General features: G+C 70.9%; 19 protein-coding genes. 1 reads left to right on the forward strand and 18 read right to left on the reverse strand.

Annotated elements, in window-relative coordinates; all coding sequences use genetic code 11:
• The first annotated feature begins 23 nt into the window (after positions 1-23).
• The gene (locus tag SB771_RS31075; protein ID WP_175662677.1) at positions 24-1,583 is read left to right on the forward strand and encodes a methyl-accepting chemotaxis protein; all 1,560 of its coding nucleotides are present in this window, start codon (positions 24-26) and stop codon (positions 1,581-1,583) included.
• 233 nt (positions 1,584-1,816) lie between these two features.
• On the opposite strand, the gene SB771_RS31080 is transcribed toward SB771_RS31075, so the two are convergent.
• From SB771_RS31080 to SB771_RS31165, 18 genes are read right to left on the reverse strand one after another with little or no spacing between them, the layout of a single operon-like run.
• A complete protein-coding gene (locus SB771_RS31080) occupies positions 1,817-2,071 on the reverse strand; it encodes a hypothetical protein (protein ID WP_175662676.1) in 255 nt (84 codons plus the stop codon).
• Between the two features lie 32 nt (positions 2,072-2,103).
• A complete protein-coding gene (locus SB771_RS31085) occupies positions 2,104-3,513 on the reverse strand; it encodes an FAD-binding oxidoreductase (protein ID WP_175662675.1) in 1,410 nt (469 codons plus the stop codon).
• 2 nt (positions 3,514-3,515) lie between these two features.
• The gene (locus SB771_RS31090) at positions 3,516-4,058 is read right to left on the reverse strand and encodes a permease (protein WP_175662674.1); all 543 of its coding nucleotides are present in this window, start codon (positions 4,056-4,058) and stop codon (positions 3,516-3,518) included.
• A gap of 44 nt (positions 4,059-4,102) precedes the next feature.
• Positions 4,103-5,179: an ABC transporter permease gene (locus SB771_RS31095; protein WP_126224261.1), complete on the reverse strand. Its 1,077-nt coding sequence runs from the start codon at positions 5,177-5,179 to the stop codon at positions 4,103-4,105.
• Positions 5,172-6,185, reverse strand: a complete 1,014-nt coding sequence (locus SB771_RS31100; protein ID WP_175662673.1) for an ATP-binding cassette domain-containing protein — start codon at positions 6,183-6,185, stop codon at positions 5,172-5,174. The genes SB771_RS31095 and SB771_RS31100 overlap by 8 nt, the downstream gene beginning before the upstream one ends.
• A 13-nt stretch (positions 6,186-6,198) precedes the next feature.
• On the reverse strand, positions 6,199-7,272 hold the full coding sequence (locus tag SB771_RS31105; RefSeq protein ID WP_175662672.1) for a TauD/TfdA family dioxygenase: 1,074 nt from the start codon (positions 7,270-7,272) through the stop codon (positions 6,199-6,201).
• A 3-nt stretch (positions 7,273-7,275) separates the two neighbouring features.
• On the reverse strand, positions 7,276-7,938 hold the full coding sequence (locus SB771_RS31110; RefSeq protein WP_165754307.1) for a class I SAM-dependent methyltransferase: 663 nt from the start codon (positions 7,936-7,938) through the stop codon (positions 7,276-7,278).
• A gap of 37 nt (positions 7,939-7,975) precedes the next feature.
• A complete protein-coding gene (locus SB771_RS31115; RefSeq protein ID WP_175662671.1) occupies positions 7,976-9,226 on the reverse strand; it encodes a citrate/2-methylcitrate synthase in 1,251 nt (416 codons plus the stop codon).
• 1 nt (position 9,227) lies between these two features.
• Positions 9,228-11,075, reverse strand: coding sequence for an acyl-CoA dehydrogenase (locus tag SB771_RS31120; protein WP_175662670.1), 1,848 nt, complete (start codon positions 11,073-11,075; stop codon positions 9,228-9,230).
• Positions 11,075-12,166: a hypothetical protein gene (locus SB771_RS31125; protein WP_175662669.1), complete on the reverse strand. Its 1,092-nt coding sequence runs from the start codon at positions 12,164-12,166 to the stop codon at positions 11,075-11,077. Before SB771_RS31125 ends, SB771_RS31120 begins: the two co-directional genes overlap by 1 nt.
• Positions 12,163-13,737, reverse strand: a complete 1,575-nt coding sequence (locus SB771_RS31130; RefSeq protein WP_175662668.1) for an acyl-CoA ligase (AMP-forming), exosortase A system-associated — start codon at positions 13,735-13,737, stop codon at positions 12,163-12,165. The genes SB771_RS31125 and SB771_RS31130 overlap by 4 nt, the downstream gene beginning before the upstream one ends.
• A 19-nt stretch (positions 13,738-13,756) precedes the next feature.
• On the reverse strand, positions 13,757-14,932 hold the full coding sequence (locus SB771_RS31135; protein WP_175662667.1) for a PLP-dependent decarboxylase: 1,176 nt from the start codon (positions 14,930-14,932) through the stop codon (positions 13,757-13,759).
• Positions 14,922-15,911 (reverse strand): 3-oxoacyl-ACP synthase, encoded by a 990-nt coding sequence (locus SB771_RS31140; protein ID WP_175662666.1) that lies wholly within the window; start codon positions 15,909-15,911, stop codon positions 14,922-14,924. Before SB771_RS31140 ends, SB771_RS31135 begins: the two co-directional genes overlap by 11 nt.
• Before the next feature lies 1 nt (position 15,912).
• Positions 15,913-16,896, reverse strand: a complete 984-nt coding sequence (locus tag SB771_RS31145; RefSeq protein WP_175662665.1) for a ferritin-like domain-containing protein — start codon at positions 16,894-16,896, stop codon at positions 15,913-15,915.
• Between the two features lies 1 nt (position 16,897).
• Positions 16,898-17,527 (reverse strand): hypothetical protein, encoded by a 630-nt coding sequence (locus SB771_RS31150; RefSeq protein WP_175662664.1) that lies wholly within the window; start codon positions 17,525-17,527, stop codon positions 16,898-16,900.
• 1 nt (position 17,528) lies between these two features.
• Positions 17,529-18,407, reverse strand: a complete 879-nt coding sequence (locus SB771_RS31155; protein ID WP_175662663.1) for a hypothetical protein — start codon at positions 18,405-18,407, stop codon at positions 17,529-17,531.
• A 7-nt stretch (positions 18,408-18,414) separates the two neighbouring features.
• Complete coding sequence (locus tag SB771_RS31160; RefSeq protein ID WP_011661019.1) at positions 18,415-18,669, reverse strand: acyl carrier protein; 255 nt, start codon at positions 18,667-18,669, stop codon at positions 18,415-18,417.
• Positions 18,670-18,728: 59 nt separating this feature from the next.
• The gene (locus tag SB771_RS31165; protein ID WP_244096885.1) at positions 18,729-19,841 is read right to left on the reverse strand and encodes a hypothetical protein; all 1,113 of its coding nucleotides are present in this window, start codon (positions 19,839-19,841) and stop codon (positions 18,729-18,731) included.
• Positions 19,842-19,847 lie beyond the last annotated feature (6 nt).

The following is a 19,847-nucleotide window of genomic DNA, read 5'->3' on the forward strand; positions in this document are numbered from 1 at the left end:
ATAACTTCGAGAGTCGATTCACCATGCGCGATCTGAAGGTAAAAAACAGTTTGCTCGCCGTGCTGGCCACGTTTGCAGCGATGATCATCGTCGGCGGCATCGTCGGGGTCGTTGCGCTCGGCAGCGCGAACACGAACGCGAAACGTCTGCACGCGATCGCAACGCAGACGTCGCTCGTCAACGACGCGTACAAGGACAGCACGCGTACCCGCTCGGCGCTCGTGCGCGCGTATTCGGCACTGAAGGAACACAACGACCCGGCGCAGCGCGACTCGGCCTTGCAAAGCGCGCAGCGCACGTTCGATCTGTCGGCGAAGGAAACGCAGGCGTTCAAGGACACCGCGCCGATCGGCAGCCTCGGTGCCGACCTGAAGCAGGCGCTGGTCGAGTCGTCGACGCATCTCGCGAGCGTCCTCGCCCGCGCGAGCGACGCGCTGCGCAATGGCGATACCGCCGCGTATGCCGAGATCAACGACAAGGAAATCACGCTCGCCGGCCAGGTGTATTCGGCGAACGTCGAGAAATTCCAGCGCACGGCCAACAAGCTGGCGGAAGACACGATCGACGACGACAACGCCGCGTACACGCGCATCGTCGCGATGGTCGGCATCGGTGTCGCGCTGGCGCTCGCGCTGATCGCCGCGACGCACTTCGCGTTGCGCGCGATCGTGTCGCGGCCGCTCGCGAACGCGGCCGCGCTGCTCGACCGGATCGCGTCGAACGACCTGACCGTGAACGTGCCCAATGCCGGCCGCAACGAAATCGGCCAGTTGTTCGCAGCGATGAAGCGGATGCAGACAGGCCTCGCGACGACCGTCACCGGCATGCGCGACAGCAGCGACGCGATCCACACGGCCGCGCGCGAGATCGCCGCGGGCAACCTCGACCTGTCGAGCCGCACTGAACAGCAGTCCGCGTCGCTCGAGGAGACCGCCGCGAGCATGGAGCAGCTGACGTCGACGGTACGCCAGAACGCGGACAATGCGCAGCAGGCGAGCACGCTCGCGGCGAGCGCGGCGGATCTCGCCGAGCAAGGCGGCGAACTGGTCGGCCGCGCGGTCGATATGATGGGCGTGATCAACACGAGCTCGCAGAAGATCGCGGAGATCACCGCGATGATCGATGGCATCGCGTTCCAGACCAACATCCTCGCGCTCAACGCGGCGGTCGAATCGGCGCGCGCGGGCGAGCACGGGCGCGGCTTCGCGGTCGTCGCGGGCGAGGTGCGCACGCTGGCCCAGCGCAGCGCGGGCGCCGCGCGCGAGATCCGGCAGTTGATCGGCGCGTCGATCGACGACGTGCGCGACGGCAATGCACTCGTGTCGCAGGCCGGGCGCGCGATGGACGAGATCGTGTCGTCGGTGCGGCGCGTGGCGACGATCATGACCGAGATCACGACGGCCACCGTCGAGCAGAGTGCGGGTATCGACCAGGTCGGCCAGGCGGTCACGCAGATGGACCAGATGACGCAGCAGAACGCGGCGCTCGTCGAACAGGCGAGTGCCGCCGCGAGCGCGCTCGAGCAGCAGGCCGGTTCGATGCAGGCCGCGATGTCGGTGTTCCGCATTGCGCGGGGGCGGTGAATGGCTGGCCGGAGCGGCCGTGTGCCGATCGCCGCGTGAAGCGGCACTGCCGCATGCCGCACGCCGCACACCGCACACCGCACGCCGCACACCGCACACCGCACGCCGCACGCCGCACACCGCACACCGCACACCGCACACCGCACACCGCACACCGAACACCGAACACCGAACACCGAACACCGAACACCGAACACCGAACACCGCCCGCACGTGCCCCCGGGCATGAACGCTCAATCCTGACGAGCATCCACCGCGGCGTCGCCGTCCGACCTGTCATCGGCCGGCCGATCGTCGCGCCAATGCGCAAGCTCGCGCCACAGCGCCGCGCGCGCATGGTCGCGCGGCGGCAGCTCGATCACGTACGCGACGCCGCGCACGTTGACCACCGCGCCGGAGTCGGGCAGTGCGGCCGGCATGCCGGGGAACGACGGATCGTCGTCCGGTTCGGCGGCGCGGCCCGGGCAGGGCGGGTGGGGGGATTTCATACGAATTCTCCGTGGCGCATCGAATCGGCGCATCAGTAACGGACTCGCCCGATCAGGCCGAGCGGGTCGATCGCGCGCTGGACGGCGCCGGCGAGTTGCCGTTGCGCGGCCGGCACGTGCTTGCGGTAGTACGCGACGTTGACCGGGCCGATCCCGTGTTCCGCGCTGAAGCAGCCGCCGGCGCGCACGACGCGCTCGTACAGCGCGCCGCGCAGCGCGACCTGCTGCAACGGCCCGTAGCGCTGCGCTTCGTCATATGGAATCGACACGACGAGGTGACAGCCGCCGTCGCCGAAGTGTCCGAACGCGTGGCAGCGCAGCGACGGATGCGCGTCGGCGAGCCACTGCTCGGCGCCGGAGACGAACGCCGCCAGCGCGCCGCGCGGAAACGACACGTCGAACGACAGCGGGACCCCTTCCTGCGCGACCGCGACCGGCAGCGCGTCGCGAATCCGCCAGAAGCGTTCGGCCGCTCCGCAGGCCGCATCGAGCACCACACGGTCGTCGGCCAGCGCCTCGAGCGTTTCCAGCGCGCGCGCTTCGAGCAACGCATCGAGCCCCGGCATGCCGGTCGCGATCTCGACGAGCGCATGGCACGCGGCGGCGTCCGTCGCGCACGGAATGCGCAGGTCCGGACAGGCGGCCGCGACACATCGCACGGCCGTGGCCGACATGAATTCGAACGCCGACAGCAGCTCGCCGAACGCGCGTTCGAACGCGAGCAAGCCGGCGAGCGCCGCGTCATACGACGCGAATGCGACGAACACGGCGCACGACGAGCGCTCGATCGCGGCGAGCGCGAACGACACGGCCGTCACGAGCCCGTTCGCACCGTTCGCGCCGATGAAGCAGTGCGCGACGTCGAAGCCGGCGTTGCGCTTGCGCAGCGGCGCGAGCGCATCGATCACGGTGCCGGCCGCATCGGCGAGCACGACTTCGACGCCGAGCACGTTGCGGCGCACGTCGCCGTACTTGATCAGGCGGCTGCCGCCCGCGTTCGCGCCGACGAGGCCGCCGGCCGCCGGATCGCTGCCGAGATCGATTGGCAGGCAGAGGCCGGCTTCGGCCGCCGTGCGGTTGATCTCGGACAGGCGCACGCCGGCCTCGACCGTGATGCTGCGGTTCGCCGCGTCGAACGCGCGGATCGCGCGCATCCGGTCGAACGACACCACGCATTGCGTGCCGCTGCGATCCGGAATCGCGGCGCCGACGAGCCCGCTGCGAGCCCCCTGCGGGACCAGCGCGATCCGGTGTGCGGCCGCGACCTGCGCAAGCATGCTGGTTTCGGCGGTCGACGCCGGGCGTGCGACGCCGAGCGCGGTGCCGCCGTACCGCGCGGCATCGGTCGCGTACGGCTCGCACGCGTCGCCGTCGAGCCAACCGTCGCCGAGCGCCGCGGCGAGCGCGTGCCGTTGCGCGGCGCGTTCGGGCAGCGCGCTCATCGTCAGTGCGCGTGCGCGAGTTGCCGGCGCAGGCGGCCGCGCACGACGACGAGCGCGATCAGCGGCACGACGCCGCCCCACAGCGGGCTGTGCCGCATCGTGATCGATACCGCGAGCGCGACCGCCGTGACCGCGAGCATCACGAACGACAGCGAGCGGACGCGCGCCTGATCGGCGGCCGTGCCGTCGACGAAACCGCCGGCCGACCACGCGGTGTGCACGATCCCGACCACCAGCACGCAGACGAGCATCGCGGCCGGGCCGAGTTCCTCGCCCCACAACCGGCTACCTGCCGGCGACACGATCGCGAGCACCGCGCCGATCACGAGGAACAGGTCGACGCCGAGCGCGATGCTGTTGCGTTGCGCGCGCCGCATCAGCCACGCGCCATGCACGAGCGCGAGCACGCCGCCGATCAGGAACGCATGCGTCCAGCGTGCGCCCGGCTCGCCGGGGCCGAGCCGGCCGTAGAACAGGAACACGATCGCCGGCAGGAAGTTGCTCGCATGCAGCAGGTAGTCGGTTATGGGATTGTTCGCTTTCATCCGGTTTTCTCCATCGTCGAAACGTCGAAACAGCGGCCGACGCGTCATGCGTCATGCCAGCGGAACAGCCGCGCGGCGGCAAACAGGAACAGCGCCGTGCTCGCGGCCATCCCGAGCAATTGCGGCGCGAGTTGCACGTACGATGCGCCGTCGAGCAGCGTGCCGCGCAGCGCGACGGCGAACTGGTTGGTCGGCAGGAACGCGAGCGCGGTTTTCAGCCAGGCCGGTGCGTCGTGCATCGGAATCGTCAGGTCGCTGAAGAACAGCAGCGGGTAGTAGGTGACGTTGCACGCGAGTTCGGCGGCCGCGAGCGAGCGCGTGCGGCTCGCGAGCAGCACGCCGATACTGAGCAGCATCGCCGCGCCGAGCAGCACGATCGGCAACGCGCGCAGCCCGTCCGGGCCCGCGATCGGCAGCGCGATGCCGAATGCGACGCGCGCGACCGTCAGCAGCACGAGCGCGGACAGCGCCATCATCACCATTCGCGCGACGATCAGCGCGGCCAGAAACACGCCGCGCGACACCGGGAAGCACACGTAGAGCTTGAACGTGTTGCGTTCGCGCAGCGCGGCGATCGCGGTCGTCGTCGAGTTCAGCCCGATCGCCATGAACGCCATCACCAGCAGGCCGGTCGCGAAGAACGCGCCATAGTCGAACGGCCGGCGCGCGGGCGCGCTGTTCTCGAAGCGCGCCTGCGCGGCCGGTACGCCGAGCCGCTGCGCGGCGCAGCGCGCGAGCGCGATCTCGACGACCCGCGACGCGGCCTTCACCGCGAGCGTGCCGTTGAAGTCGTAGCGGATCGTCGCCGGCGTGCGTTCGTCGGCGCCCAGCACGACGGTCACGCGATCGGCTGCGGTGCCGCGGCCGAACGTCGCTTTCACCGTGTCGCTGTGCGACAGGCTGTCGACGATCTGCGCTTCGCATGCGCGGCTGTAGGCGCTCGGGCCGCCCGGCACGTCGAACGCGATGTCGGCCGTGCCGAGCGAGCCCGAGCCGCCGAACGCGAACAGCATCACGCTCAGCAGGAACACCGGGAACACCAGCGTCCAGAACAGCGACGAGCGGCTGCGCAGATAGCCGAGCAGCTCGTTGCGCACGAGAATCAGAAATACCTTAGTCACGGGCCGGGCCCTCGGTGCACAGACGCAGCAGGTCGCCCGGCGTGCTGGGCGCGAGCGCGAGATGCTGGATGCCCCGTTCGCCGACGATCCGGTGCACGTTCGGATGCAGCGTCGCGTCGCCGAACACTTCGACGACATGCGAAGGCGATACGCGCACGCCGGTCACGCCGGGCAGCGCGGCAAGCCGCTTGCGCAAGGCGCGCGCATCGGCTTCGTCGCGGCAATGCAGCTCCGCGCGCGCGTCGCCGACAAGCTCGGCGCGCAGCGTGTCCTTGTCCCCCTGGTAGCGTATGCCGCCGTCGCGCACCCACACGAGATCGTCGGCGGCGGCCAGCTCTTCTTCGGAATGGCAGATCATCGCGACGCTCGTGCCGCGCGTGCGGTCGCCGAGCAGGTCGATCACGACGCCCGCATAGCGGCGGTCGAGCCCGGTGAATGGTTCGTCGAGCACGGCCAGCTCGGGCCGGTGCGCGAGCGCGACGTACAGGTCCACGCGTTGGCGCTGGCCCTTCGACAGCGCGCGGCACGGCTTGTCGAGCAGCTCGGCGATGCCGAGCGCGGTGGTGATCGCAGGGTCCGCCTGTACGTACATCGCGCGATGCAGCGCGACGATCTCGGACACGCGCAGGTGGTCCGGATACTCGACCTTCTGCAATTGCGCGCCGAGCCGCCGCAGCGAACGCGTGTCGCGCATGAAGCGCGCGGCCGGCTGGTCCAGCACGCGCACGTCGGTCGCGCCGCGCCGGAAGCCGAGCAGCGCTTCGAGCAGCGTGGTCTTGCCGGACCCGTTCGGCCCGACGATCGCGGTGATCGCGCCGAGCCGAAAGCGCACGTGCTGCGCGCGGAAGCGGAAATCGCCGGCCGTGACGTCGAGCGCACGCGCGCCGAGCGCCGCGGCGGGCACCTGCGCGTCGGGCAGCGGCTGCGCGCCCGAGCGCTGCGGCCGGTCGAACGCGGGCGGCGGGCCGAACAGCGCGCGCACGGAGGCGAGTAGCGAGTCGCTCATCGTCGGCATCCTGTCAGTCGAACAGCATGACCTGCGTGTCGCGCGCGCCCCGGTACGGGTTGCGGCCGTGCGCGACCAGCATGTTGTCGACGACGAGCACGTCGCCGGCCTGCCACGGGAACGACAGCTCCTCGTCGTCGAACGCGTCGTAGACGGCCACCAGATCGTCGAACGGCATCGGCGAGCCGTCGCCATAGCGGATTTCATAGGGGAACGCCGCGCGCGAGGCGTACACGCGCTGCAGGTAGCGGTAGCTGAGTTCGCCCATCGAGCGCGGGTTCGGGTGTTGGGCGCTCGCCTGGTTGAACCACACCGTCTCGCCGGTGCGCGGATGCGCGCGCAGCGCGCTGCCGACGTGCGACACGGTCACGCTGCCGTCGTCGAGCCAGCGGCAGCCGACGCCGCGCGCCTTGCACAGCCGCTCGACCTCGTCGCGCTCGGTCGTGCCGAACGCGTCGTCCCACGGCCGGTGGTATTCGGCGAACGGCAGGTTCGGATTGGCGGCGAGCCCGTGCGCGCGATCGCCGGGCGCCGCGAAATTACGCAGATACATCACGCCGCGCGCGGCGAACCGATCGCGCAGCGCGGGCGGCACGCGCGCGGTTACGCGCCGCATGTCGCAGATCGGCGTTTCGCCGCCCGCGTCGGCCGGTTGCCGGCAATAGAACGCGACGAGGCGTGGGAACGCGGGCATATAGGCCATTTCCTGATGCAATCCGATCTTGAACGGCGGCGGCATGCGGGTCGATTCGTACACCCGACCGTCGAGCTGCTTGCGCGGGGCCGCGCCCGCCGTGTAGCCGTTCGCGTGTGCCGGATACAGTGCGCCGAGGCGGCCGAACGCGGCGGTGTCGGGCACCGCGAAGCCGCGCCACAACAGCGCGCCGCACGCGTCGAGCAGCGTGTCGATCGTATCGAGCCGCGAGCGGTACCACGCGACGAACATCTCCGGCGAGGTCGCGAGTTCCGCGCTGCGCGGCGTCACGCACAGCGGCAGCGTCGCGCCGGGCGCGACCGGCGCGCAGTGGACGTCGTCGGCGCCGAGCCGCATCGCGGCGTGCGCGGCGAGGAAGGCGAGATCGGTCATCGCTCAGGCCAGCGCCGGTTTCTTCAGCAGGATTTCGAAGCCGAGCGCGCCGAGCCCCGCGCTCGGGCTGTAGATCGACGCGACGTCCGCGAGGCCGGCCGCGGCGACGAGCGCATGCGCTTCGTCGAGGGTGATCTTTTCCTCGACGTGCGTCGGCGGATAGTCGGCGGCCGCGCGCATCTCGGTGAAGCGGTCGAGCAGATGCTGCGGCGCGTCGCGGCGCATGTCGTGCACGAGCGCGATGCCGCCCGGCGCGAGCACGCGATACATCTCGGTCAGGCTCAGCGCCTTGTCCGGCAGGTGGTGCAGCGTCGCGCGGCCGACCGCCATCGTCAGCGTGCCGTCGTCGAACGGCAGCGCGAGCGCGTCGCCCACGCGCATCTCGATCGTGTCGTCGAGGCCAAGTTCGTGGATGCGCGGGCGGCCTTCGTCGAGCATCGCCGGGTCGAGGTCGATGCCGACGTAGCGCCAGCCGCGCATCGCCGGATCGGTCGCGAGGCGCACCGGCACGACGCCGGTGGCCGTGCCGATGTCGGCGATCACGCCGGGCGTCATCGCGCGCGCGAGCTGGCGGATCCGGCTGATGAACAGCAGGTCCCACGGTTCGAGCGTTTCGGTGGCGAAGCGATCGTAGTCGTTCGCCGGGCGCAGGTTCTTGAGCAGCATGACGTTCCTTTGGCTGAAGGGGGCTGAAGGTGAAGGATCACAGCCAGCCGACCGGCACGGCGGCCAGCAGCCGTCGCGCGGTCGCGCTGTTGACGCCGAACGCGGGGCGGCGCCGCCGCTCGACCGCATGCGCGGCCATCGCCGCGATGCGCGCGCCGAGCCCGACGCCGACGCCCCACGACGGCGCCGCGACGCCGAGGTCGAGCAACGTGGCCGCCGTCAGGAAATCGATGTTCGGCCGCAGCGCGCGGCGCGCATCGGCCTGCGCGCAGCACGCGTCGAACAGCGTCAGGTATGTGCCGTCGAAACCGCGTTCGGCGAACAGCCGGCGCATGTGCGGCGGACGCGGATCGGCGACGAACAGCGGATGGCCGAAGCCGTACAGCGTGCGTTTCGCGTCGAGCGCCGCATCGATCGCCGTGCGGCCGGCGGCGTCGAGCGCCGCGTGCGGCGCGGCGGGGCCGCCTGGCACCGAGCGCGCGAGCGCGCCGAGCCAATGCATCGCCTCGAGTGCGGCGCCGACGTGCGACGGGCCGCTCGCGAGGAAGCCGGCCGCGATCGCCTGCGTCAGCGTGACGCCGGTGCCGATCGCGACGCGCGGCGCGAGCACGGTCGGCGTGATGTAGCCGAAACCGGCGTGCCATGCGACCAGCAGCATGTCCATCGCGGCTTGCGCCGGCGCGTCGTCGCGGGTCGCGCCGGTCAGCGCGAGCATCCGTTGTGCGTGGGTCGATGCGTGCGCGAGCGACGCGGCCGCGGCGTCGTCTCGGGCGGCGAACGGGCGGCCTTCGATCGCGGCATGCAACAGGAACGGCGCGGCGGCCACGCACAGCAGCATCGCATCGAGGTCGGCGTCGTCCGGGGCGGGGCCATCCATGTGGGCGAGCACGTCGTCGAAGCCGCGCAGCAGGCCGGACGCGGCCGCGAACACCGGCGCGACGCCGGCCGCGCCGAGATTCGCGGCGACGCACTGCGCGGCCGAGCCGGGCGCGAGCGCGGCGGCGAACGCGGCCAGCCGCGCGCCGAGGGCCGCTTGATGCGCGCGGTGCGCGTCGCTGCCCGGCGCGACGTCGAACCACAGATGCGCGAGCGCGCCTTCGAACGTCGTCGCGCCGATCAGCGTGTTCAGGTCGAGATCGCGCACGCGCAGCGCTTCGGGCTCCAGCGTCGCGCCGTCGATGTCGGTGCCGCGATGGCGGCTGGCCGGGCGGCCGAGCAGGTTGCGCGGCGCATCGCCGGTCGCAGCGGTTGCGGTCGGGTTTGCAGCAGAGGCGAGCGTCGTATCCATGTCATTCCGCCTGGACGAGTTCGTCGCTGCTCACGCTGATCGCCGCATGTGCCATCGCGGCCAGCACCGCCGCATGCTGGTCGACCACCGGCAGCACGTTCGCGAAGTAATAACGCGCGCTTTTCAGCTTGCCGCGATAGAACGCGAGTTCGGCCGGCGCGTCGGCCGTGTCGGGTGCATCGAGGCGGCGCGCGGCGATCGTGGCCGATTCGAGCAGCACCCAAGCCGACGTGACGACGCCGAACATCTCCAGAAAACGCGTGTAGAACTGGCTGCTGCGGTGCGTGTGGCCGTCCTGGACGTCGCGCGCGATGTCGTCGAGCGCGGCGGCGATCCGGTCGGCGCCCGCGCGCAGCGCGTCGAACAGCGGGCGCAGTTCCGCGTGGGTGCTGCCGTGATGCTGGTGCGCGAGAAACGCGTCGAGCTCGTCGCGGTAGTACTGGATCAGCCGCGAATGGCGGCCAAAGCCGAGCTTGTCGCGCACGAGGTCCTGCGCCTGAATGTAGTTGGTGCCTTCCCAGATCGACAGGATCTTCACGTCGCGCGCATTCTGTTCGACCGGGCTCGCATCGGTGTAGCCGAGCCCGCCGTGCACCTGGATCGCGGTTTCGCAGATCCGCCACGCCTGGTCGGAGATGAACGCCTTGCAGATCGGCGTGAGCAGCAGTTGCAGCTTGCGATGGCGCTCGATTTCGGCCGGGTCGGCGTCGGGCGTCGCCTCGAGCATCGCCGCGCGCGTCGCGGTCGCGGCGAGCTTGCCGAGCAGGCCGCGGCAGCCGTCGACGCGGCTCTTCATGTCGACCAGCATCCGCTGCACGTCCGCATGCTCGACGATCGCGACGCGCGCCGCATTCGTGTTCGACGCACGCTCGATCGGCCGGCCCTGCAGCCGGCGGCTAGCGTATTCGACCGCATGCAGGTACGCGCTCGACGCGACGCCGACACCGAACATCCCGGTGCTCATGCGCGCCTGGTTCATCAGCGGCATCAGTTGCAGCAAGCCGACGTTGCGGCGGCCGCCGAGCAGCCAGCCGCGAGTCGTGCCGTTCGCGCCGAACACGAGGTGCGTGTTCGCGCAGCCCTTGAGCCCCATCTTGCGCGGCAGGCCGATGCAGTCGACATGGTTCGGCTGCAGTTCGCCGGTTTCCTCGTCCGGCCAGAAGCGCGGCACGACGAGGCACGACAGCGAGAACGAGTCCGGCGATGCGCAGTCGACACGGCCCAGCACGAAGTACAGCGTGTTTTCCGTCAGCTCGTGCATGCCGGCCGAGATGTAGACCTTCTCGCCGTCGACCGCGTAGATGTCGCGTTCGAGCGGTGTCGCGCGCAGCGCGACCGCGGTGAGGTCGGTGCCGGCCTGCGGTTCGGTCGCGCAGAAGCACGCATCCCAGCGGTACGCCTCGAGCGGCGCGATCAGCGTTTTCTGGTGCGGCGTGCCGTGCATCTGCAGCAGCTTGACCGCGGGACGCGTGAAGCCGCCATACGTCATGAACGACGGATTGGCGCCCATGAACATCTCGTAGATCATCTGCGTGACGATCGGCGGCAGCCCGTGCGCGGTGCCGAACAGCGTGTTCGACCATTCGTCGCGAAAGCGCGCCCAAAGCGCGTGGAAATGCGACGGGATGCGCACCTGGCCATCGTCGAGCAGCGTGCAGCCTTCGACGTCGGCCTGCTGGTAGCTGCGCCCGAGGTCGAGCGCGAAGTCGCGCGCGCGTTCGAGCAGTGCGTCGATCGACGTGCGATCGTGCGTGCTGTAGGGCCCGTGTTCGAGGAAGTGTCGGTCGGCTTCGAACAGTTCCCACAGAAAGAAGCGCAGTTCGCGCAGGCTCACCTTGTATGCGCTCATCACGCTTCTCCCTCGATATCGAGCGCGGCGTCGAAGCCGCCGGCCAGGTCGACCACGGCCGCGCCCGCCGCGCCATGCAGCGCCGCGTCCCATACGAGCACCGTGCGGCGCTCGCCTTCGTCGAGCGCACCGGCGAGCCGGATCAGCGCCGCCGCCGATTCGGCCGACGACAGGTGGCCCGACGCCTCGTGCTGGACCCGCGCGGCGAGCGGAATCGATGCGGCGTCGGCCACGCGCGCCGCGAAGCCCGGATCGAAGCCGGGCGGCACGCACCAGTCGATGTCCGTGGTGCGCAGGCCGGCCATGTCGAGCGCGCGGCGAATCGCGCGGGCGGCGACCGGCGCGAGCGTGTCACGCAGCGCGGCCGGAGCATCGGCCCACGGATCGGCGATCGACGGCCCGAACTCCACCGCGACCGCGCGCACGCCGCCCCATGCCGCTGGCTCGGGCGCCGGGCCCGCGCACGACACGAGCAGCGCGGCGGCCGCGTCGCCGTAGCCGACCAGATCGCCGAACTGGCGGAAGAACGGATACAGCCATTTGTCGCTGAGGATCACGAGCGCCTGGTCGCCTTCGTTCAGCAGCCCTTCGAGCAGCGTCAGCGCCGAGTACCAGCCGAGCGTGCCGTTCTGGCCGAGCGCGAACGGCGTCACGCGCTGCAGCCCGAGCTCGTACTGCATGCGGCCGACGACCGAATCGCCGATGCCTTCGTTGAGCGCGCAGCTCGCGACGATCACGTGCGTGGTGCGGGCGAGCTGCGCGGAGCCGAGCTGGTCACGCAGGTCGAGCGCCGCGTCGGCGGCGAGATCGGCGAGGCTGCGCCCGGGTGGCGCGACGCGCAGCACCGGGCGGCCGCCGGGCGCGAGGCGCACGCCTTCCTCGGGCGTCAGCGCACCGAGCCCGCGCGGCCGCGCGAAGCGCGCCTGCGGCAGCAGCAGATGACGGTAGCCGGGGTGGCGCTCCTGCGCCTGGATCGCGCTGAATACGACGGCGGGCGGCAGCACCACGACGCCGCCGGACAGCGCGAGCGTGCCGGGCGCGGCGACACGGCGCGCGCCCACGCGGGTTTCGTCGAGCGTCGACGGGGTCATGCGGCGGTCTCCTCGAGGTTGGGGCTCGCGAACGTGTCGCGATAGCGGGCTTTGAGCGCCGGACGGTCGATCTTGCCGTTGGGGTTGCGCGGCAGCGCGGGCAGCGGCTCGACGACGAGCGGGCTCATGTAGGTCGGCAGCGCTTCGCGGCATGCGCGTGCGATGTCGGCACGGCATGCATCCGCGTCGAGCGTCGACACGACGCAGGCGGCGATCGCCTCGCCGAGCGCCGGGTGCGGCACGCCGAACACCGCCGCTTCGGCGATATGCGGCAGTGCGAACAGCACGTCCTCGACTTCGGTCGGGCTCACGCGATAGCCGGACGTCTTGATCATGTCGTCGCCGCGCGCGACGAAGTACAGGTAGCCGTCCGCGTCGCGCCGCACGATGTCGCCGGACCACACGGCGACGTCGTGACGCGGAATCTCGCCGTGCCGGCGCGGCAGCGCGCGAAAGCGCTGCGCGGTCAGCTCGGGCCGGTTCCAGTAGCCGAGCGTGACGAACGCGCCGCGATGCACGAGTTCGCCGGGCTCGTCGGCCGCGCATTCGCTGCCGTCGGCGCGCAGCACGAGGATCTCCGCGTTCGGCACCGCCTTGCCGATCGACGTGGGGCGCAGCGCCGCATCCGCGGGCGGCAGGTAGGTCGAGCGGAACGCTTCGGTCAGCCCGTACATCAGGTACGGGTCGGCGTGCGTGAACAGCGCCTGCAGGCGCTGCAGCAGCGGCGTCGCGAGATGGCCGCCGGTGTTCGCGAAGCGGCGGATGCGTGCGCGTGCGGTGTCGCTCCAGCCGGCGGACGCGAGCTGCATCCACAGCGGCGGCACGCCGGTGATCGACGTGACGCCGAACGCGTCGCAGTGGCGCGGCACCTCGGCCGGCTGCAGGAAGTCGAGCGGCGCATAGCACGCGCCGGACGCCAGCGCGGTCGTGAGCTGGCTCAGGCCCGCGTCGAAGCTGAGCGGCAGCACGCCGAGCACGACGTCGTCGTCGGCCAGCTGCTGGTAGGCGGCGACGCTGAACGCGCCCGACACGAGATTGCGGTGCGAGACGACCACGCCCTTCGGCTTGCCGGTCGAGCCGGACGTATAGAGCAGCGCGGCAGGATCGTCGTCGACGGGCCGGCCGGCGGCATACGATGCGTCGCCGGCGTCCGACACGGAGATCGCGTCGGTCAGTTCCTCGATCAGCAGCGCACGCGTGCCGACGAGCGTCGCGAGCGCCGGCAGCCGCTTGAGGCGCTGCGCACCGGTGACGAACAGCGCCGCGCCGCTGTCGGTGACGATGTGTTCGATCTGCGCTTCCTTCAATTGCGGATTGACCGGCACGAAGATCGCGCCGAGCGCGTTGGCCGCGAGCATCGCGACCACGGTTTCGATGCGCTTGGGCGCGTAGATCGCGACGCGCTCGCCGGGCCGGACGCCGCGTGCGGCGAGCACGTCGGCGGCGCGCCGCACCGCGTGCGCGAGCTGTTCGTAGGTCATCCGGCCGCCGCCGTCGGCATACGCGACATGGTGCGGCCAGCGTTGCGCGCCGCGCTCGAGCAGGTCGGCGATGCTGATCAGTGCGTTCATGATCGGCTCCTTGGGAGGTCTAGGCGGGCCGCACGTACACGTGCGCGGCTTCGTGGGACAGGAAATGCGCCATCGAGTACGTGCGGTGATACGCGCCGCACCGGGCGAACACGGCGATGTCGCCGACCTGCGGCGGTACGCCCGTGTCGTCGCGGCCGATCACGTCCGCGCGGCTGCAGGTGCTGCCGACATAGAGCGTCGGCACGCCGCGCGACGGCGGCGCCGCGCCGCGGCGCACGAGCGACGGCGCGGCGAGCCGGCGCATCACCGATTCGGTCTGCGCGAGCAGGAACGCATGCGACAGGCCGCCGTCGCACACCGCGATCGTGCGGTCCTGCCACGGCTTGACCGCGACGACGCGCGTCGCGAACACACCCGCGTCCGCGAAGATCGCGCGGCCGGCTTCGTGCGCGAGCGTGTAGTCGCCGGTCAGCGGTGCGAGCGCGGCCGCATAGCGTTCGAATGCGGCGTCGCTCGGATGATCGTCGGCAAAGCCGCCGCCGAGGCTCAGCGCACTGAGCGGCGCGCCGTTGGCGGGCGCGAGATCGCGGGCGAGCGCGGCGAGGCGCTCGGGCAGCACGAGCGTGTCGGGCTGCGTCGCGTCCTGGCGGATGAACGAGTGCGGGCCGGAGAACACGTGCAGCCCGGCTGCGGGCAAGCCGGCGGCCGCGAGCGTGCGCACCGCGTCGTGCGCTTCGTTCGGCGTCATCCCGAAGTGGTCGTGCCACAGCGCCCGCGCGTGCTCGGCGGCGAGTGCGCCCGCATTCATGCGCAGCAGCACGGCGCCTGGCGTGCTGCCGCCGGCCGCCGCTTCGCGCGCCAGCGGCACGAAGCGCGCGACCGCGTCCGGGTTGTCGAGCACGAAATGACAGCGCGATGCGAGCCCCGCACGCATGAACATCTCGTCCATCGACGGGTTGTTCAGGTAGCGCGGCGTGCGGATCCGGCCGATCACCGCGTCGAGTTCGCCGCGGCTCGCGAGTTCGACACCGTCCTCGTACGCATGCGCGCAGCGCGCGAGCATGTCCTGGTTCGGGTTCGCCTTCAGCGACACGATCAGCTTCGTGCCGAGCCGCGCCTTCAGCGACCGGTAGCGCGCGATCGCGACTTCCGGCTCGTACACGTAGCACGGCGTGCGCAGGTCGGCGAGCCAGCCGTAGTCGGCGGCGGGCGGAAGCGGGCGCTCAGGCGTCATGGCGGCCCACCGGATGAAGCGTGGCGGCCGCATAGGCGCCGCAGTTCGACTGCATCACGCCGAGCACGCGCTTGCCGCGCGCGACCGCGTCGAGCCCGACGTCCGCCACGTTGATCGGGAAATCCGAACAGCACGCGTGGCCGCGCGCGTGGATGTTGTGCGCATACAGCCGCTCCGCCGGCACGCGCATCGCCCGGCACAGCGCGTTCCAGCCGGGCAGGTCGGCGTTGTGCGGCAGCACGAGTTCGTACGCGTCGAGCGCGTGCGGCTCCAGCGCGATCGCGGCGTCGATCGCCTTGCGCGTGTACGGCCACTCCATCATGATCAGGTCGGCCTCGTTCGCGGCGACGGTGTCCGAGCCGCGATGCCATTTCGCATGCGTCTCGATCGCGATCCCGCCGAGCCGGTTCTTCGTGCTGTTGCGCGCGATCAGCATCGCGGCCGCGCCGTCGCACTGCACGCCCGTCATCTGCCGCATCCGGAAATCCTCGCCGTACACGCGGTCGGACGACACGAGCAGCGCGGCGTCGAGCTGCGGATGACGGCGCATCAGCGCGCGGATCGTCTCGATGCCGGCCGCGACCGACACGCAGTTCAGCTGCGCGACGGAGCCGAGCCACAGCGGCTCGATCCCGAAGCGCGCGGCGAGTTCGTGCGGCAGGCTGCGCGGCGCGGGCGGCACGCTGAACTGCTGCGTGTGCACATGCACGATCGCGCCGATGTCGGACGGCTGCACGCGGGCCGAGTCGAGCAGGCGGCCGGCCGCCGCGATCGCGAGGTCGGTTTCGCTCGTGTCGAGCACCATGTGGAAATAGCGGCTGCCCGACTGGACGATCGCGGCCGCCCGCTGCGCCGGGTAGTCGCGTTCGGCGGCCCAGGCCTCGATGTCGATGGGCGGGCCCGGCAGCTCGTAGGCCACCGCGTCGATGCCGATCCAGAAGCCGGGGTCGCGGGATGCTTGGGAAGAGGCCATCGTCATATCAGTTGAGCGGCATCGCCGCGTAGTCGAGGACGTCGAGTTTTTCAAAGGTCGCCTGCACGGTCGGCGTGAGCAGGCCCATCTCGCGGATCGTCGGCACGAGCCGCCGGAAGATCGAGCGGCGGATCGAGCTCGACACCGGCGATTCGCGGACCATCGCGCTGCATTCGCGTTTCGACAGTCCCATGGGTTCCCAGATGTCGTCCGCGCACAGGTGCTCGTACAGCACGGCCGCGCCTTCGCATACGAATTGCTCGCGCTCGCGCAGCTCGTGCGCGCTCATCTCCGCATACACGCGGCACAGCGTGATCCGGCCGACCGCGAAGTGGCGCGACTCGTCGCGCTGGATCCGCATGAACAGGTCCTTGATGAACGGGTCCGTGCTGTACGCGACGACGCTCTGGAAGATCGACAGCGCGATGCCCTCGACGAGCACCTGCATCCCGAGGTTCGTCATGTCGAGCGCGCTGCTCGTGATCGTGTTGTGCAGCAGCCCCTTCAGCGAACGGCTCATCGGGTAGCTGACGTCGAGCTTCTCGTTGACGAGCTTCGCGTACGCCTCGACGTGGCGCGCTTCGTCCATCATCTGCGCGGCCGCGCACAGCCGCGCGCTCAGCCCGTCCTCGGCCGACGCGAGCTTCGACGCGCAGATCAGTGCCGCCTGCTCGCCGTGCAGGATCTGCGACAGCAGCCAGCCCTGCGCGTGGTGGCGCACCTCGCGCTTGTCCGAGTCGGACAGCTTGCCCCACAGCTCGGTGCCGTAGATCAGCAGGGTCGGGTCGGGCATCCCAAGCGGGTTGGCCGGATCGAGTTCGTGGCTCCAGTCGACGTCGGTCGCGACGTCCCACTGCGCGGCCTTCGCCTTCTCGTACAACCGGTTCAGCGCCTCTTCGCGCAGCGCGTAGTCGTTCGACATCAGCGCGTCGACGGGCATCGACCAGCGAATGTCGGCCGTGTCCTGCATAACGGTGAGCGTGTCAGTCATGTCATGGTCTCCCCGGCAGCGCGGCGGCGCCGGAATGATGGGCGGAATCGGATAACGCGGAAAACGAGGGATGCGCGGAAAGCGGGGCTGCGTGCGGCTCGACACGGATCGCATACGCGGGCCACGGGCCGCGCAGCTGCGCGTCGAACGCATCGGCGAGCCGCGCGGGCCAGATCGCGCAATGCACGCGGTTGTCGCCGGCGAACTCCGCGTCGCGCAGGATGCGGTCGCCGATCCATACGACCGGCGTGCCGCGCGTCGCATCGCGCAGCGCTTCGCCGTACAGGTTCACGCCGAGCAACACGTGCGGCGCGAGCAGCTCGGCAGGCAGCGCGCCGAAGTACGGCGCGCAGACTTCGATGAACAGGCGCGCGTCCGCATGCACGGCGGCGCGCACGCGCCGTGCGAGGTCCGCGAGGAACGCGAAATACTGGACATGGTCGAGCAGCACGCGGCGTTCGCCGCCGGGCATGCGGTGCGCATCGTGGGCCTCGCCGGCGGCTTCCGCGAGGGCCGCGCGCGCATAGTCGGCCGGCGTGTCGAGCGGCATCCGGTACGCGCTCGCGGCGACGGTGACCGGCTGCCGCGCATCGCGCTCGATCCGGTAGGTGAAGTGAACGGGGCGCACCATGTCAGGCCTCGCCGTCGAGAGAGAGCATCGCGTCCGGCGCGAACGCGACGTCGGCGATCGCGTAATAGCCGTTCAACGCGAGCGAGCAGACGGCCGCGCGGCGTGGCGTGTCGCCGTCGCGGTGCGCGAGCAGCACCGACAGCCACGGATCGCTGCCGAACGCATGACCGAACAGCCCGTGGCCGTCGGGCAGCAACGGGGTCGTGCCGACCGACGCGAGCAGCGCGCGGCGCGACGTGGCCGGAAAGAACGGCAGCGCCGCGCGCACGCCGGGCCGCGCCGCGCAGAATCCGCGGATGTCGCGGCCGAGCCGCACGACCGCGCTCGCGGGCGGTGCGGCATCCGCGAGCACCGACGGCGTCGCCTCGCGGCCGACGTCGACGAGCAGCGTGCACACGCCGAAGCCCGAGCGGCCCCACGCCGGGTTGCCATGCCAGTACGTATAGCCGTGCACGTCGATATCGACGATCTGCAGCAGCAGCGTGCGCGGCCCCGTCTCGGCAGCCGTCGCGAGCGTGCGGCGCAGCACGTAGCCCCAGCCCGCACACTCGTACGAGCACGTCATCCAGTCGGGCCCATAGTCGTTCGCGCCGGCCAGCGCACGCGCGAACACGCGATGCTGCGGCGAGTCGTTCATCAGCAGCATCGACAGGATCGTCGAACTGAGCACGTAGTCGTCCGCGCCGATCGCGCCGCACACGCGTTCGCGCTCCGCGCAGGCGAGTGCGCCGATCGCCCGCGCCGTGTCGTCGAGCGGCACGGCGTGGCCGTCGCGCGACGGCGCGGCGCGCCGGTACGCAAGCGCTTGCACCGTCAACGCGGTGGCCGGGGCCGGCAGCGCGGCGTCGTGCGCGGCCGCGGTGGCAAGGGGCGCGAGCATCGCCGGGTCAGGCCGCGTGCTGCTGGCGACGCAGTTGCGCGTCGAGCTGCTGCAGCGTCGTGTACTGCGTGATGTTCAGCGCTTCCGGATCGATCGAACCGTACAGCTGTTCGCAGAACACGATCAGCTCGACGATGTTCAGCGAATCGATGCCGAGCTCGCCGATGCCGGCGTCCGTATCGACGGTTTCGACGTTGAGGATCTTCGCGACTTCGCGGGACAGGATGTCGAGCGCGTCGGCCGGAACGGTCTGGGTCGTCATGAGAGGAGCTCCTTGGGTCTTGAGTTGGGTTGATCGGGATCGATCGGCCTGTCGCGGGGTCAACTGCCGGCTTCGCAGCGCAGGCTCTTGCGAAGCTCGTGATAACAACGGTACGAACTGCCTTCCATTTTCGAAAACGCTAGCAGGTCGCGCTGGTCGTCGAACGTCGCGACCTTGCCGTCGCGCACGAGCGCCGTCAGGAACTCGTTCGACAGCAGCTTGATCGCGAGCACGCGCTGCACCTTGCCGAAGCTGTAGTTCGCGTCGTCGGTCTGCGCGTGCGCGGCCGCGGCGATGAAGCGGTGCACGGCGCGCGCGTCCGCGTCCAGCTCGACGCGGCCGGTCGCCTCCAGCCAGCCGACGTGCGCCATCAGCGCACGCACGAAATACGGTCGTACGACGGTCAGGTACTTGTTGAATACGGTCGGGCCGCCGATCCGCAGGCGGTCCTCGGCGCGCACGCGCACCTGGCCGGCGACGTTCGCGAGCTGCAGGTTGCCGGCGAGGAACGGCGCGCCGCACGTCACGCGCGCGAGCTTGCGGTATTCGTCGGGCCACACGAGATACGCGGCCGGGAACATCACGCCCGGCAGGCGGGCCGCGACGACGGCCATGCAGTCGCGGTGCGCCTCGATGCCCCACACCTTGTCGACCGCGAGCGCGAGGCCCTGGTCGTCGCTGCGTACCGCGGTGCGCCACGCGCCGAGGGTCGGGCCGCCGCCGTCGCTCATCAGGAACGCGAAGTTGTGGCCCGCATCGATGCAGTCGCACGCGCGGCGGTTCTGGTCGTCGGAGAAGAACAGCCCGAACATGATGCGGATGAACGCGCGCATGAACGGCTTGAACAGATGGTGGAAGCCTTCGCGGCCGATCTGCTCGAGCAGCGCCTCGGTGAGCGGCGCTTCGTCGTGGCGCAGCGGCGTCGCGGCCGACGAGTCGGGCAGCACGTCCGGCGTCGCGGCACGCAGCGCGATCACCATCTCGCTGTCGAGCAGCCGCACGGCGGCGGCTTCGACGAGCCGGGCGGCCGCGCGCGGCGGCGTCGCGATCAGGTCGAGGTGGCGTAGCACCGGATACGCGGCCTGCTCGGCCACGCGCGGCACGCGCGGCACGCGCGGCGACAGCAGCGCGGCGGACGAAGCGGACGAGGCGGGAACGGAAAGCGTGGACATGGCGGA

The organism is Burkholderia sp. SIMBA_051, from assembly GCF_046534915.1.
GTDB lineage: Bacteria > Pseudomonadota > Gammaproteobacteria > Burkholderiales > Burkholderiaceae > Burkholderia > Burkholderia ambifaria.